Source organism: uncultured Alcanivorax sp. (genome assembly GCF_947258575.1).
Lineage (GTDB): Bacteria > Pseudomonadota > Gammaproteobacteria > Pseudomonadales > Alcanivoracaceae > Alcanivorax.
This window is the reverse complement of record NZ_CAMYIV010000004.1, coordinates 104,104-119,216: the sequence shown is the minus strand read 5'-3', so window position 1 is coordinate 119,216 and position 15,113 is coordinate 104,104. Positions and strand designations below refer to the sequence as shown.

Here is a 15,113-nt window from a genome sequence, read left to right as displayed (position 1 = left end):
AAAAGAAAGGGGCCTCCCACCCGGGAGGCCCCTTTTTTGTGCCCCATCGCGGATATCACCCAGGCAAATCCTCCCTGTACTCGCTGGGCGAGCAGCCCTGCCAGCGCCGAAAAGCGCGCACGAAGCCGCCGGCGTCGTTATAGGCCAGGTGGGCGGCGACCTCTTCGATTTTCATTGTGGTGTTGCCGAGCAGCTGCAAGGCCAGTTGCCGGCGCTCCTCTTCGACCAGGTCGCGGTAGCTGGTGCCTTCCTGTTCCAGTTTGCGACGAAGACTGCGCGTAGAGAGGGCCAGCTCGCTGGCCATGTCGTTAAGGGTAGCGCCGAGGCCCAGCTCTCCGAGCAGTTTCTGGCGAACCTTGCCGGCGACGCCACTGCTTTCCACGGTGTCCATACGCTGCCGGCATTGCTGCTCTAGCATGCGGGTCAGCACCGGATCGTAGCCGGGGAACGGCTGGTTGGCCCCGGCACGGCTGACCAGGATACGGTTGGCGCGGGCATGAAAGGTGGGCATCACCCCGCACAGCTCCGCCACGGCGGACGCCGCCACATCCGGTTCGCCAGTGAACTCGATACCCGTAAACGCCACCCCCTGAAACGTGATTTCCCTGACCAAATTGAGAGCAGTGGCCATGTCCCGCTCGAGCAAAAACTGGCGCAAGTGCGCCGGTATCGGGTCGGGATCGAATGTCACGCCGAACGTATCGCCCTGCTCACAGACCGTAATCCGGCAGTAGGCGGTGCTCAACGGCAGGTAACGTACGCCCAGAGCGGCGGCATCGCGCAGGGTCTTGCAGGTGCGCAGGGCGAACCCCCATACCCCGAAGGTGGCCAGGTTGTATTGCCGGCCCAGCTCAAAACCGCCCACTCCTGCTGCCGGCAGTGCCAGCATGAGGTTTTCGATCAGGCGCATTTCCTGGGTGCGGGTCACCAGACCCTCGCCACTGGACAGGGCTTCGTCGGCAATGCCGGTGCCGAGCAGGCAGGTTTGCCGGTCGATGCCATGTCGTTGGGCGAAGTTGAGCATGACCTGACTGATGGCCACCGGGTGAAGCTTGTCGTCTGAATGCTGCATTGCCCGTCCCGTCACACTCTGGCCACTTAGGCAGGGCGATTGGCCACGGCGGCTATTCTGGTTGTTGTGGGAGCACCGTAGTGTTGAGCCTGATGATACTCACAAGAGGCAACACCATGGATGCGGCCACATTGAACAAGCAGGCCATTGCCTGCGCCAAGCACTATATGGGGAAAACCGCCTGGCCGACAATCTTGCTGACCCTGGCCGTGGTCACCGCCTTTGTTGTCACTCTCGTTCTGTTTGCCAGTGGCACCCTGCCGGCCTGGGGCGCCTATCTGTTGGTGGCGGCGCTGACTTATATGTCCTACACGCCGCTGCATGAGGCGGCCCATGGCAACATCCACGGGCAAAATGACCGCCATAAATGGATCAACGATCTGTGCGGGTATCTGGTGGCGCCGATCATTGCGATTCCCTATGCCTCCCACCGCATCGAGCACTTTACCCACCACCGCTATACCAACCAGCCGGACAAGGATCCGGACTTCATTATCAGCGGAATGCAGAAAGGCCCCCTGGGCCTGTTGGCCGCCGGGCTGCGCTTCCAGTGGGTGCAGAATACGTTTTTTGTACAGCACCGCTGGGGCAGCGCATCGCTGCAAGAAAAACTGATTTATTGCGCCGAGCTGGTGGTCTCACTGGGCTGGCGGATTGCCTTTCTGGTCATGGTGGATCAGCCCGGCACGGTGGCGGTGATTCTTCTCGGCTACTACACCGGCGGACTCTTCACCGCCTACTGGTTCGCCTATCGCCCGCATCACCCCTACAAGGTCAGTGACCGCTATCGCAATACCAACAGCCTGATTATGCCTCGCTGGATGAAACCGCTGGAGTGGTTCTGGCTGGGGCAGAACCTGCATTCCATCCACCACCTGTTCCCACGAGTGCCATTTTATCGGTACCACGCCCTGCATCGGGACATCGAGCCGATTCTGCAGGCACAGGGCACACCGATCATCGGGGTGTTCTCGCGCAAACCGGTAACAGGCCGCTCCTGACAACAGCCACCCCTCCATTGCCCCAGTCTGGCGCGGCAACTCCGATTGACGCGCCCATGCCTTCTCGCTGCCCTGACCAACGCATTCGCCAGCACCTTACTGGCGCCGAAAAGGGCTTCCTGCCGTCCACGCTACTCGCCCCATCACTGTGCCATTGCGCAACACCAGCGGGCCTCCATCCACAAAGCCAAAAGCGGTAAACACTCAATTTGTTTTCGAATCACCTTCACAACAATAAACATCATGTTTCCGCAATAATGACGCTTTTATCCTGTTTTTTCGGCGACATTGACGATAAACACTCTGTAATAATTTGTGTCCGAATGTTAACTTGCGCGCGCAAAAAACAACTCGGGAAAGCTATCATGAAGTATTCGAACAACGTCCTGCTGGCAGCAGCCATTGCCGCGGCTTCCGGCCAGGCCCTGGCCAACGGCCTGGCCCTCAACGAACAAAGCGCCAGCAGCGCCGGCTCCGCCTACGCCGGTCGCGCTTCCAGCGCAGCCAACGCCAGCACCCTGTATGGCAACCCGGCCGGCATGAGCCGCCTCAAACGTGCCGAGATCAGCGGTGGTCTGGCCTTTATCGACGCCAGCACCGACATCCGTAATCCCCAGGGAAAACTGGGCCAGGGCGGCAGTAACGACGGTGACATGGTGCCCTTCACCACCATTCCGTTCGGCTATTACGTCACCCCGCTCAACAACAAATGGCATGCCGGTATCGGCGTGTACGCGCCTTTTGGCGTGGTCAGTGATTACGAGGATGGCTGGCAGGGCCGCTACAACGGCCTGAAAAGCGAAGTACAGGTTGTGACCATCCAGCCAACCCTGAGCTACGCCTTCACCGACAAGGTATCGGTGGGCTTTGGCCCCACCCTAAACCGCATCGACGGCGCCCTGAGCAGCAATGTGCCCAACGCTGCCGTGCCCGGCCCGATAGCCGGCAGCGGTGATGCCGAGGTGGATATCGAAGGCGACGATCTGGCCGTGGGCTATACCCTGGGCCTGCTGGTAGCAGTGAACGACCGGCTGGACTGGGGGCTGACCTATCACTCCAAGACTGACTACTCCCTGGAAGGTCGCACCAAGGTCAGTGGCGCCAACGGCATGCTGGGCCCGATTCCACCCAACCCGATGATTCCCACCGGCCTGCCCGGGCTCAATGGCAGCTATGATGCAGAGCTGGACATCACCATGCCGGAGTCCGTGGATACTTCCGTCAGCTTCCGGGCCACCGACAAACTGACTCTGAATCTGGGCACCACCTGGACCCGCTGGAGCCGCCTGAGAGGCATTGAAGTGAACAACAGCGGCGTACACCCGGCTTACGCGGGCAGCTTCGCCACCATTTCCGAAGAGCTGAAATGGGAAGACACCTGGGCCGTTGCCTTCGGTGGCGCCTACCAGCTGAACCCGCAATGGGTGGTGCGTGCCGGCTACGCCCGGGACAACTCGCCCACCAACGATGCCCATCGCACCGTGCGGATTCCGGTCAGCGACCGGGATATCTTCACCCTGGGCGCCGGCTGGAGTCCCACCGCCGATCTGACCCTGGATGCGGCGTACGCGTACCTGCAAGAGAAGAAAGGCAAGGTGGATCAGTCAAGCTACCGCGCCGAGTTTGAAAACAGCGCCCACGGCTTGAGCCTGCAGGCCACCTACCGCTTCTGAAGCGGGAACAAAAAAGGGCCGGAATATCCGGCCCTTTTTTTGTGCAAGCGTCTGCGTTATCTGGCCGAGTGCGAGGCCGCCGCATCGGCTTCCCGCTCGGTGTCGGCAAGATGCTTGGGATCGCCCTCGGAGACCTTGCCCACCCACAGCGGATGGGGCTCGGCCTGGCGTATCCGCTTGCGGAACTGGCGGCGCACCACCCACAGGCTGGCCGCCACGGCCAGCAACAACAGATTCACCAGCCGGTTATCCGCTTCCAGCCAGGCATGACTGCCTTCCAGCACCGTCTGCAACAGGGGAATGGCGAGATAGCAGAACGGCGCGATGCGCAGCATCTGGCTGCTGAATCGCAGCGGCGACGCGCGCAGACTCCAGACCACCAGCAACACCAGGATCAAGGCAAACACCCCCCGTTCCGCCATGGCCACCAGCCCGGCCAACGGGGTATGGGGCAACAGCTTGCTGGCCAGGAAACTGAAGGCAATACCGATCACCACGCCGGCACAGATCCCCACAGTCAGACGCAACAGGAAGGCCGAGGAACGCCCCGGACCGGTGCGATCCGAACGGCGCTCGCACCAGAGAATATTACCGGAAACAAACAGCAGCGAGCCCAGCAGCCCCAGGACGAAATACAACAGTTTTACCAGCAGGCCGCCGTAATCACCGAAGTGCAGGGAGTAAACCGGCGACAGACTGGCAAAGTTGAGACTGCGCTGCCCCGGCGCAATCACGCGCAACGGCCCCAGGGTCGGGTCCAGCACCACATGGGCATGGTGCCCCACATACCCGGGCACGGAGCCGGCCACATCAATCCAGCCGGCGGCATCGCCATAGCCACGAATTTCCAGCCAGTCCACGGTCAGTTCCGGCAGCTCATTGCGAGCGGCGGACAGCACATCGTCCATGCGCGGCATGATCACGCTGTTGCCCTGGCTTTCCACTGCGGACCACACTTCGGTTTGCTCGGTGATCACCCCGCGCAACTGGGGCCCGAACACCAGTGCCCCCAGCAACAGCGCCACCACCGTGAACATGCCCATGGCAGCGCCGGTCACCGACATGATCAGATGGAACGGGAAACTGATAATGCCGATCACGTTGTGCAGGTTTTTCCAGTAACGGCGCATGTTGCCCTCGTGCTTGAGAGCAAAGAATTCCTTGCGGAGTTTCGGCCAGTGAATCAGCAGCCCGCTGAAAAGCGCGACCCCGTACATCACCGAAATCAGCCCCATAAACGTCATGCCGATATTGATCGGCCAACCGGGATTGGGAATCCCCAGGGCAAAATGCAACTCGTTGATGAAATCCGCCAACGCCGAACGGGGAGCGTCTTCATGCACTCCCTGGGCATTGAAATCAGTGGCATGGGCGGTGACCCAATCGTCCTTGGAGGACTCCAGCCACATCACCCCGGGGTCTTCATCGTCGGGAAGCAGGTAGAGACGTTTGCGGGCATCCGGGTATTGTTCGGTGACCTGCTCCAGCAGCCGGTCCATGCCCATGGGCGTGGCGGACTGCTCCGCGAAATGCGGCTCCTGCCAGTGATGCAGCTCGTGGTGAAACACATTGATGGCGCCAGCGAAAAAGGCCACAAACAGCGCCAGTCCGCTGGCCACGCCCACCCAGGCATGCAGATCGATCATCCGGCGCAAACGCTCTCCTTTCATGCGCCCACTCCGTACAATGGTGTGGCCTGCAGGGCCAGCCAGGCAGCCAGATTGCCCACCAACAGGGCGATCAGCGGCGGCCAGGTCTTTGTCGGCAGGGCCACCAGCAATGCCAGCAGCATCCACAGCACGATGGCCGCAATCAGTTGCAGCACCAACCAGCCATGCCAGGGCATCGGCAATACCGCCGCTACGAGCCCGATCAGCATCAACGACAAGGGAAGACTGAGCAGCACGCCCAGAAAATATCTCATCCGCGCTGCCCCCGCTGGAAGCTGTCGCGATAATGCCCTGCCATCAACGGCAACAGCATCGCCGGCAGGGCAAACACCCAGAGCCCCACAAAGAGCCCGACACCCACTCCCAGAATTACCACCCAGAGGGCGGTGGCTGCGACCAGCAACAACAAGGCCAATAGCCGCGACAGCCCCGGTAGGGGCTGATCCAGCCAGCGCTGTTGGCGATCACTGAGATAAAAAAGGACAACACTGGCCAGGGTGGCCAGAACGGCAAACCACATGGGAGAAGAACCCTGAAGACCTGATAATGGTTCTCATTTAATAACAGTCCGGCAGGCCCCGTCAATCCGTACGGACACCACTCTCCTCACGCAACGGCAATAAGTGCTGGGTAGCTTCACTCAGTTTGGCGGTGGACAGCTGGTTCCAGTCCACTGCGCCCCGGTCCGGCATCCACACATCCTGGAACGCCGCCGCATCGGCCAGCGCCATTTCCGGGGTCAGCATGGCCACGCCGTGGTGATCACCGGCAATACCACCGGCCTGCCGCACCGCCGCCCACCATGCCGGGGGCCGCCAGCGCAGGGCCACGCCCGGCAGGTTGCAATTCAATTCACGCTCCGACACACAGCATTCCAGGAGCGTGTCGCGCTGGGCACTGAGGCCCTGCCGCCAGAGGACCGAGCCTGCCACCATCACCAGCGAGGGAAAAGCCCGCAACAGGCCACGGCAGCGATCCGCCTCATCCAGTTCCTCGCCCAGTATTACCTTGAAGAAAACCGGCCGCGGTGGCGCCACCTGCTTGATGACGCCAGCTTCCAGCCAGCGCAGGGCCACATCCAGAGCCTGGTCTTCCTCTCCGGGCAACAATTGCTTCAGGTCTGACAGGGCAAACACCCGCGGCAGGCTTTCCAGAGCCGGGGACAGTCGATTCGCTGCCAACATTAACGGTCCACCAGATTAGCCAGAGGTAACTGCAGACCCAGCCACTGGCGCATCGTCATTACCCGATGCAGAAGATGACAGATCGCGGTCAACCGGCGCGGCTCGGGCAAGCCGCTGCTGCGCAGGCCCGCCACTTCTTCCAGTTGTCGCTGCAACATGTTGATCTCTCGACTACGGCTGTCCGTGGGGCGCTGATACTGGGCCAGCCGCAGGGTCAACAGCTGCCCCTGGAGATCGTCCTCAAGCGCCGCATAGGCCCGTTCGATCAGGCTGTGGCTGGTCAGGTGGCGCAGCATCCCGGAAGAATGGCGACGCCGCCCGGCACGGCGCACCGGGCTGACAAACATCGCCAGCAAGCCCACCACACGATGCAACAGCGGCAACCAGGAAGCGCCTCTGCGGGTCGCCTGCAGGTACCACCACCAGGCCCGCAATCGACCAATGTCCTTGCGCAGCATCCGCACCCTGGCGTAATGGCGCCCCTCACCGCTGGAGGCATAACTGGCGCGATAAACCGCCAGATACTCACCCAGCGCCTGAAGGCGATGTTCTACGGCGGTAAGCGCCAACTCCTGCTGACGCCACCTCTCCGTTTCCGGTTGGCTTCCCATAGCCGAGACTCCTGCAACTGCTACTACTTGAAATGCACTGCAAACAACACTCTGGACAGACCGCACGCATGAAGCGGCCACAGCCCGGCAGCTTCACTCTAGCGACGACCCGGAGCTATCCACAGTGGAATTTCGTTTTGCCTCGTTGCCGTTTGTATCTTGTTGCTATCGGATCATTGCCTGAATTTGCAGTGTAAGATATCGCCTACATATTTGCGGGGTGATATCCTGATCATATTGCCGCTCCCCTCCCAGGACTTCCCTTTTGCCCAATCGACTCCTTGCTGGTTTCCTGATCGCTATCGCCAGCCTCGTCCACAGCCACCCCGGGGGGCTGGACAAGCAGGGCGGCCACACCGACCGGACCAGCGACCAGTACCACTGCCATCGCGAACCCTGCCTGACCCTGCATCGCCAGCAACAACAGGCGGAACAGGAAGCCCGCCAGCAGCAACGGGCTTTTTCCGGCCTTTACGAGCGACGTGACTGGCCCCACTGGCTGGATGAGGATGGCGACTGCCAGGACACCCGGGCAGAGATCCTGATTGCCACCAGCCAGGTCCCCGTGACCTTTACCCGGGATGACCGCTGCACCGTGGCCAGCGGACGCTGGCACGACCCCTATAGTGGCGAGACCTTTACCATCGCCGGCGACCTGGATATCGACCACCTGGTGCCACTGCGCCATGCCCACGGCCATGGCGGCGATGGCTGGGAAGAGCGCCACCGGCGTCAGTTTGCCAATGATCCGGCCAATCTGTTGCCAGTATCTGCCAGCGCTAATCGCAGCAAGGGCGCGGGCAGCCCGGACCAGTGGCTACCGGAAAACCAGGATTACTGGTGTCAGTACGGGCAGCACTGGCAACAGATCAAGCAGCGCTACCGGCTACTGATCACGCCACCGGAACAACAAGCCATCGACAGATTACTGGCGACCTGCCAAGTGGCAGAAAGGCGCCCATAAAAAAAGCCGCCCGAAGGCGGCTTTTTCAGCATGTATCCGCTGCCATTACTGCTCGGCGGCGTCCTTCATGCTCTCGGCTGATTCTTCAGCGCTGTCATAGGCATTGTCCAGATCTTCGCCCATTTCTTCCATGGGACCTTGCGGGTTCATGGAGTCTACCGCTTCGTCCACTTTTTCACCGGCCTTTTCCACCGGCCCGTCGCTGCTGTCACAACCCGCCAGCAGGGCGGAAGAGGCAAACAATGCTGCTAAAGCTGCTTTACCGAAAGTATGCATAGACTCACTCCTTGAAATATCAGCCATTAAGACAATCCAGACTGTATCGTCATCTCGGGCTACTCACCAAGAACAAACACGCAAAGCCCGGGCATTTTACGAATCATTACGTTGCCAGCCCAATATGCCGAAGGATTTTTACGCAGCCACGCCCAGTCGTTTCCGACAGACTGGCAGCGCCCTGCTATGATGCGAGCAAGATAAGGAGAACCCATGAAGCAATTAGGCCGAAATGTGGGCGGGCTGGCGCAACTGGTTACCCGTGTGGGCAACGAAATCACCCAGGTGGTGCAGGATATTCATGGCACTGTGGCCAATCCGTTCGGCCTGCGCGGCAACGACTACACCCCCGCGCCGATGGTCTACAACCTGATCCGTTACGGCTTTCGCCAGGCGGGCAATGTGGCAGGCATGGCGGACCTGCTGGCGGACCCCAACCGGGAACTGCGCGACAGCCTGGATCTGCAAAGCATCGTCAACGGGGTTTTCGGGCAATTACTGGCCGAACAGAACAGCCCTTATGCCCTGCCGATGAAGTTACTACCCACCGGCCCGGCGCAAGGCGACACCCTGGTGGTGTTTGTCCATGGCCTGTGTATGAACGATGCCTGCTGGAACAACCCGGCGGCTGATGCCTTCAGCCACTGGGCCCGCGGTGAGCTGAAAGCCGATGTTCGCTATCTGCGCTATAACACCGGCCTGCACATCTCCGACAATGGCCGCAAACTGGCCGGGCTGCTGGCCCATACTGCCCTGCCCCGGAGAGTCATCCTGATTGGCCACTCCATGGGTGGGCTGGTGGCCCGCAGCGCCCTGCATCAGGGCCGCCAGCGTGGCGACGCCTGGACCGACAAGGTCACTCATCTGGCCTGCCTGGGCTCCCCCCATCAGGGCGCCCTGCTGGAGCGCGCCGGCAACCAGGCCAACCGCCTACTCGGCGCGACTCCCTACTCCCGCCCGCTGATGCGGCTGGCCAATCTGCGCTCCGATGGCATCCGCGACCTGCGCTTTGGCTATGTGCTGGAAGACCAGTGGCGCGACCGCCCCCTGGACGAGCCACGCCCCAGCAGCAAGGTGCCACTGGACTCTCAGGTGGAGCAGTTGTTCATCGCCGGCAGCGTCAGCGAACCCGGCCACCCACAACCCCGCGGGGACTGGCTGGTAACCGTGGACAGCGGACTCGCCACCCGCCTCTATCCAGAGGCTGAGGGACTCACCCGAGAGCTGTTCTACCAGATGGGGCATATGACCATGATCGAGGAAAGCCGGACTTATGCGCGCATCCAGCGGTGGCTGGAATCAAGCTGACATGCAGCATTGCACGCTTTGCGGCAACCTCGCACAACCGTTTGCCCAGCTGGATGCCCGTGACTTTTTTCGTTGCGACACCTGCCACCTGACCTTTGCAGACCCGGCCACCCTGCCAGACCCGGAAACCGAAAAAGCCCACTACGACCATCACAACAATGCCCCGGGGGACGCCGGCTATCGGCGATTCCTGTCACAGCTGGCCGACCCGCTAGGTGAGCGCCTGAAACCCGGTGACTGCGGCCTGGACTTCGGCTGCGGACCGGGCCCGGCGCTGGCACAGATGCTGACCGAGCGCGGGTTTGCCTGTCGCACCTATGATCCGATCTACGACCCGGACCCGGCACCGCTGGATCAGCAATACGACTTTGTCACCTGCACGGAAGTGGTGGAGCATCTACATCGCCCCGAACGGGAATGGCAGCAATTCACCCGGCTGGTGAAACCCGGTGGCTGGCTGGGCATCATGACCCACTGGCTGGTCGACGATAACGCCTTCGCCCACTGGTATTACCACCGCGACCCGACCCATGTGTGTTTCTGGCAGCCGCACACCTTCGCCTGGCTGGCCCGCGAACAAGGCTGGCACGTCACGCTGGTGGACAACCCGGTGGTATTGATGCAGAAGGCGCCGTAGGTCGATCAGTGGAGAAACGACCCCCCGACATATTGCATGCTTCGAATTTTTTCCGACGTCCTGTATCGAACCTGTCGCTACCCAGCCACCATCACCGCCACCCCCACCGCCAGCAATGCCAGCGGCACGATAATGATAGCCTGGCGGGCAAAGCGAGCTGCCCAGTGTTGATGCGTGCCGTAATCCCGTTCCATGAAGCCCCCTTCACAACAAATTCACACCCGAGGCACCGAGTATAGGAGGCACAAGTTGACGGTTAATCGCCCATATGGGTGAAAGATTGATGGCAACGCCACACAAACGCACTACGCAATTATTGTATTAATGGGTTCATCGCAACGCTTCATATCAGGCAAAATAAAAGAAAGGCCTGTAAAAGCAGTAGCTTGCAGTCAGCCCTCCACCGGCGTCACGTCGCCGACCCCCCCCTTTTTCCTTACTCCAGATTAAAGGCTATGGAGCCAGAACTGCATGGCCTTGCGGGTCGGCGCGGCCTCACCCACGTCAGTCCAGTCGAAATGGGCTACCAGCTGCTTCTGGGGGAAATAGCCCCGGCCGCGCCAGAAATCATCCAGTGGGCGATAATTTTCAGGGCGCAGCGGGTGGTCATGCGGACGTTTTACGGCGCAGAAAGCCGTGTGCAGAAAGCCAAAATCCGCCGCGTACTGCTCGCGTAGATCAAAGAAGCGGTGGCCAACCCCCTCACCCCGATAGGGCTGGAGCAATACCGACTCGCCAAAATAGAACACGGAACCCAGCTCCGCGCCCAGTTGCCGGAAAGGTGCCTGAAATTCCTCATCCGCCTCCAGCAACGGCAACGCCGTGGCCGCCCCCACCAGCCGGTTGAACTCCAGTGCCAACACAAAGACGCTGCGATCAGACTGGGCATACCGATCCAGATAACGACGCTCGTAGTCCCGGTTCCCCTCGTACAAATAGGGAAAATCCCGAAACACCTGAATGCGCAATTCAGCCAGCTCATCCAGCCAGGGCTCTACGGCAAAACCGGTAACCGGACGAATTTCCACATGGGACATGAGGGCTCCTGAACATCAAACGGACGACAGGAAACCAATAGCATGATGAAAGAGGAAAGGAAAATTGCCTTTTGGGGTAAGAGTGGAGCCACGAAGTACATGCCACCAGGCAATCCACATTGGCCTGAGGTCGTGCTGGTTGCGTTTGGATAGCCCTGTCGAGTGCTGAATGGCCTGATCGCCCTACGGTCGATTTCCGCGCAAGCGCGGTTCGCGGCTCAAGCGCCGCTCCTACAGCGGCTTCGTCGAAATGACGAAGCACGAGGAATTTTCCAGACCTTCCCTATCGAACCAGCGTAGCTCGTAGCTCAACTCACCCTGGCCAGGCCAGAATCCCCCCGGTCACCGCCAGCACCACAAACACTGCCTGACGGAAACGCTGCTCGTTGACCCGGTGATGCAGCACCTCCCCCAACACCATGGCAACGATGACCACCGGCACCAGCATGGCAATGCGCGGCGCCGCCGGCAGCAGACTGCCATCCAGCAGGAATACCAAGGTGAGCAGACTGTTGAGGGCCAGCCATACCAGAATCAGGGTGGCGCGAAAGCGTTGTTTGTCCAGGGACAGACCGCTGAGGGCATAGACCAGCAGCGGGCCACCGGAGGCAAACAAGCCATGGGTGATACCCGCCAGAAACATCCACACGCGGGCCCACAGGCCGCCATGGGCCGAGGCGGTCGCACCACGCCACATTCGCCACAGCTCCCGGCCGCTGAACCACAGCACCAGCACACCGAAGGCATTCTTGAGCAACTGATCCCCCAGCCAGGGACGCAGCCCGTAACCGGCCAGCGTCCCCACCACCATCAATGGCAGAATCAGTTTCCACAGGGTGGGCCAGTGAATGGCGTGGCGGTGCCGCCAGCTCAGGGTGCTGCTCATGACGATATTGAGTGGCACCAGCACCGGCAGGATCTCCGCGATCGGCAGCACCAGCGCCCCCAGCGACAGGGCGATGACGATGCTGCCAAACCCGGTAGCGGCTTCGGTGGTAAAGGCCAGAAAAATAAACAGCCCCAGCAGCAGCCAGGGTAGCGTGGCCATGTCTGCCATTAACGGGCTTCCAGTTCGGCAGCAAACTTGCGCACCATCATGCGCTGGTAGACGTCTGGCGCCAGCCGCCACAGCAGGCTGGCGAACCAGGTAAAGCGATCCGGGAACAGTCGCTTTTTCTTGCGGTAGTAGGCCTCGAACACCCGCTCGGCCATCCACTCCGGCGTCTGCATGGCCCCCACCATGGAACGGGGATGGGCAGCGGGCTGACCATCGTGACCCAGGGCATTGGTTTCAATAGGCGTGTCCAGGAAGCTGGGATACACCATCAGGATATGCACCCCGTACTGCGCCACTTCACCGCGCAGCACCTCGAAAAACTGGCTCAGGGCACTTTTCGCGCTGCAGTAGCCGGCTCGCCCCAGCACCGGCATCCAGCCGGCCATGGAACCGATATTGATGATGCCACCACCGCTACGCTTGAGCAGCGGCAAGCAGGCCACGGCCATTTCTACCGGCGCCTGCCAGTCCACCGCCATGACCTTGCGGAACACGGCAATGTCGGTCTTGTCTGCCAGCGAACGGTGGGTAATCCCGGCGTTGTTGATCAGCACATCCAGGCCACCCTCCTTTTCCTTGAGCAAGGTCACCAGTGCGGTGATCGCATCACTGTCCGTCACGTCCAGCCGGTGAAAGGTGACGCGGGATGGGTCCTGGCTGGCCAGTGCATCAGCACGCGCCGCCAGCAGCAAGGCATTCATGTCGGTCATGATGACCCGATGGCCCAGCGAGAAGGCCTGCTGGGACAGGGCCCAACCGAGGCCGGATGCGGCACCGGTAATCAGTATGGTTTTCATTAATCCTTCCTCTGTTGTTGGCCGGCCATATAGAAGCGAAACACCTGCTCAGAGGTCTTGCGCGGGATATAGCCGAACTCTTCCTTGAGTCGTCGATTATCCAACACCGGCCGATAGCGCAGGAAGTTCACCTGCGCCGGGGTGTAGTTAGTCAAGCCCAGCCGATTACCAATCCACAAGGCGGCGCGAATCAGCCCGGCGGGCACGGAGACCACCGGCTTATCCAGCAAGCGGCCCAGCTCATGAATACTGAGGGCGCCGTCACCGGCCAGGTTGTAGCGACCGGCTTTGCCTTCCAGTACGCCTTTCTGAATGATCGCCACCACATCCTGATCCCAGATAAAGACAAAGGGCGATGGCGAACCGGCCACCGCCACCAGGCGGGGTTTCTCGAACAGACGGGTAATCAGGTTACGGGTATTGGCGCCCAGCACGGTGCCCGGGCGCAGCACCAGTTGCTTCAGTGCCGGGTGTGTCTGGCGATACTCCGCCAGCAGGGTTTCCACCTGGCGCTTGTGATCCGAGTAGGGGAATTCCGGGTTTCCGCGCAAGGCATCATCCTCATCCAGCCAGGCGGGATTATCCGGGTGATAGCCGTAGGCGGCGCCGGAACTGGTCACGACCAGTTGCTCCACGCCCGCCGCCACACAAGCGTCCAACACGTTACGGGTACCATTCACATCGATGTCAAAATCCCGTGCCCGGTCGCCGGAATCCTCCAGCACGGCGGCCAGGTGGACCACCTGCTGAATGTCGTGCTCACTGAGCAGGCGCCCCAGATCCGGGTTACGGATATCCATCTCGTAAAAGGGAAAGTCGGCACTGTCATCCGCGCGAATATCCACCCCTACCACATGGTGGTCCTGGCTGAGTCGGCGAGCCACCTGGCTACCGATATAGCCGGCGGCGCCGGTAATCAGGATGCGTCGTCGCATGGGCCCTCCTCACGGTCATGGCCTCGTGACCACCACCAGGCCAGCAACAATCCGGAAATCAGATGCCAGACACCCCAGAAAGCGGCGATCAGGATCATGCCACTGGCTTGCGGGAAAAACGTAAACAGGATGGCCAGCCCCAGGCCGGAATTCTGAATCCCCACCTCCATGGTGATGGCACGACGATCCTGCCGGGGCAGCCCCGTAAGCATGCCGGCAAAGGCCCCCATGCCCAGCGCCAGCATATTCTGCAACACCACCAGAATGACGATGCGATCCGCCGTGGCCAGGAACACATCCATGTTGTTGCTGAACGCCACCCCAACAAACAACAGCAATACCAGCAGCGTGATCACCCGCATGGGCTTCTCGGCTTTCGCGGCAAAGCGCGGAAACAGCTTGCCGGTCATCATTCCCACCAGCAGCGGCAGCCCCAACACCAGCACCACCAGGATCAGGATGTTCATGCTGTCCAGCTGGATTTCGGTGAGCATGGACCGGGTATGGGGGTTGAGCCAGCCATAGAGGGCAAAGTTGAACGGTGTCATCACCATGGCCACCAGGCTGGAGATCGCGGTCATGCTTACCGAGACCGCCACATTGGCCCGCGCCAGCCAGGTCATGATGTTCGAAAACGAGCCCCCCGGGCAGGACGCCACCAGGATCATACCCAGCGCCATTTCCGGGTCCACTTCAAAGAACCAGGTGGTCAGGCAGGTGGCGGCGGGCAACAGTACGAACTGGGCAAGCAGACCGACAATGGGCGCATCCGGGCGCTTGAGCACGCGCCGGAAATCCTCACCGGTGAGCGACAGGGACACCCCGAACATCATGAACGCCAGGATGACGTTGAGAATCAGCAGATTCTCGCTACTGAACTGCACCTCCACC

Annotated in this window: 17 protein-coding genes; 5 read left to right on the top strand and 12 right to left on the bottom strand. The window is 60.9% G+C overall.

All coding sequences use genetic code 11. The features are described from left to right. Positions 1–55: 55 nt before the first annotated feature. On the bottom strand, positions 56–1,072 hold the full coding sequence (locus Q0Y02_RS04040) for an AraC family transcriptional regulator (protein ID WP_297764725.1): 1,017 nt from the start codon (positions 1,070–1,072) through the stop codon (positions 56–58). A 92-nt stretch (positions 1,073–1,164) separates the two neighbouring features. Between Q0Y02_RS04040 and Q0Y02_RS04035 the strand changes: the two genes are divergently transcribed. Both Q0Y02_RS04035 and Q0Y02_RS04030 read left to right on the top strand, forming a co-directional pair. After that, positions 1,165–2,073, top strand: a complete 909-nt coding sequence (locus tag Q0Y02_RS04035) for a fatty acid desaturase (protein WP_297764724.1) — start codon at positions 1,165–1,167, stop codon at positions 2,071–2,073. 365 nt (positions 2,074–2,438) lie between these two features. Further along, on the top strand, positions 2,439–3,746 hold the full coding sequence (locus tag Q0Y02_RS04030) for an outer membrane protein transport protein (RefSeq protein ID WP_297764721.1): 1,308 nt from the start codon (positions 2,439–2,441) through the stop codon (positions 3,744–3,746). Between the two features lie 56 nt (positions 3,747–3,802). Here Q0Y02_RS04030 and Q0Y02_RS04025 read toward each other — a convergent pair whose 3' ends face one another. From Q0Y02_RS04025 to Q0Y02_RS04005, 5 genes are all read right to left on the bottom strand, one after another. Beyond that, the gene (locus tag Q0Y02_RS04025) at positions 3,803–5,416 is read right to left on the bottom strand and encodes a PepSY-associated TM helix domain-containing protein (protein ID WP_297764717.1); all 1,614 of its coding nucleotides are present in this window, start codon (positions 5,414–5,416) and stop codon (positions 3,803–3,805) included. Further along, positions 5,413–5,670: a hypothetical protein gene (locus tag Q0Y02_RS04020; RefSeq protein WP_297764714.1), complete on the bottom strand. Its 258-nt coding sequence runs from the start codon at positions 5,668–5,670 to the stop codon at positions 5,413–5,415. The genes Q0Y02_RS04025 and Q0Y02_RS04020 overlap by 4 nt, the downstream gene beginning before the upstream one ends. Continuing rightward, positions 5,667–5,936, bottom strand: coding sequence for a hypothetical protein (locus Q0Y02_RS04015; protein WP_297764710.1), 270 nt, complete (start codon positions 5,934–5,936; stop codon positions 5,667–5,669). Before Q0Y02_RS04015 ends, Q0Y02_RS04020 begins: the two co-directional genes overlap by 4 nt. Positions 5,937–5,997: 61 nt before the next feature. Beyond that, entirely contained in the window at positions 5,998–6,600 is a 603-nt protein-coding gene (locus Q0Y02_RS04010; RefSeq protein WP_297764708.1) for a hypothetical protein, read from the bottom strand. Continuing rightward, entirely contained in the window at positions 6,600–7,211 is a 612-nt protein-coding gene (locus Q0Y02_RS04005) for a hypothetical protein (RefSeq protein ID WP_297764705.1), read from the bottom strand. Before Q0Y02_RS04005 ends, Q0Y02_RS04010 begins: the two co-directional genes overlap by 1 nt. Before the next feature lie 265 nt (positions 7,212–7,476). Here Q0Y02_RS04005 and Q0Y02_RS04000 point away from each other — a divergent pair, with 265 nt between their 5' ends. Next, positions 7,477–8,175: an HNH endonuclease gene (locus Q0Y02_RS04000; RefSeq protein WP_297764702.1), complete on the top strand. Its 699-nt coding sequence runs from the start codon at positions 7,477–7,479 to the stop codon at positions 8,173–8,175. Positions 8,176–8,220: 45 nt separating this feature from the next. On the opposite strand, the gene Q0Y02_RS03995 is transcribed toward Q0Y02_RS04000, so the two are convergent. Next, positions 8,221–8,451 (bottom strand): hypothetical protein, encoded by a 231-nt coding sequence (locus Q0Y02_RS03995; protein WP_035248566.1) that lies wholly within the window; start codon positions 8,449–8,451, stop codon positions 8,221–8,223. A 213-nt stretch (positions 8,452–8,664) separates the two neighbouring features. Between Q0Y02_RS03995 and Q0Y02_RS03990 the strand changes: the two genes are divergently transcribed. Continuing rightward, complete coding sequence (locus tag Q0Y02_RS03990; protein ID WP_297764697.1) at positions 8,665–9,759, top strand: alpha/beta fold hydrolase; 1,095 nt, start codon at positions 8,665–8,667, stop codon at positions 9,757–9,759. After that, positions 9,725–10,396: a class I SAM-dependent methyltransferase gene (locus tag Q0Y02_RS03985; RefSeq protein ID WP_297764693.1), complete on the top strand. Its 672-nt coding sequence runs from the start codon at positions 9,725–9,727 to the stop codon at positions 10,394–10,396. The genes Q0Y02_RS03990 and Q0Y02_RS03985 overlap by 35 nt, the downstream gene beginning before the upstream one ends. Positions 10,397–10,842: 446 nt before the next feature. Here Q0Y02_RS03985 and Q0Y02_RS03980 read toward each other — a convergent pair whose 3' ends face one another. From Q0Y02_RS03980 to Q0Y02_RS03960, 5 genes are all read right to left on the bottom strand, one after another. Next, positions 10,843–11,433, bottom strand: coding sequence for a GNAT family N-acetyltransferase (locus Q0Y02_RS03980; RefSeq protein ID WP_297764690.1), 591 nt, complete (start codon positions 11,431–11,433; stop codon positions 10,843–10,845). A 313-nt stretch (positions 11,434–11,746) separates the two neighbouring features. Next, positions 11,747–12,490: a sulfite exporter TauE/SafE family protein gene (locus tag Q0Y02_RS03975; protein WP_297764688.1), complete on the bottom strand. Its 744-nt coding sequence runs from the start codon at positions 12,488–12,490 to the stop codon at positions 11,747–11,749. Continuing rightward, positions 12,490–13,287: an SDR family NAD(P)-dependent oxidoreductase gene (locus tag Q0Y02_RS03970; protein ID WP_297764685.1), complete on the bottom strand. Its 798-nt coding sequence runs from the start codon at positions 13,285–13,287 to the stop codon at positions 12,490–12,492. Before Q0Y02_RS03970 ends, Q0Y02_RS03975 begins: the two co-directional genes overlap by 1 nt. Next, the gene (locus Q0Y02_RS03965; protein ID WP_297764682.1) at positions 13,287–14,222 is read right to left on the bottom strand and encodes an SDR family oxidoreductase; all 936 of its coding nucleotides are present in this window, start codon (positions 14,220–14,222) and stop codon (positions 13,287–13,289) included. Before Q0Y02_RS03965 ends, Q0Y02_RS03970 begins: the two co-directional genes overlap by 1 nt. Further along, positions 14,204–15,112, bottom strand: coding sequence for a bile acid:sodium symporter family protein (locus tag Q0Y02_RS03960; protein WP_297764679.1), 909 nt, complete (start codon positions 15,110–15,112; stop codon positions 14,204–14,206). The genes Q0Y02_RS03965 and Q0Y02_RS03960 overlap by 19 nt, the downstream gene beginning before the upstream one ends. Position 15,113: the final 1 nt, after the last annotated feature.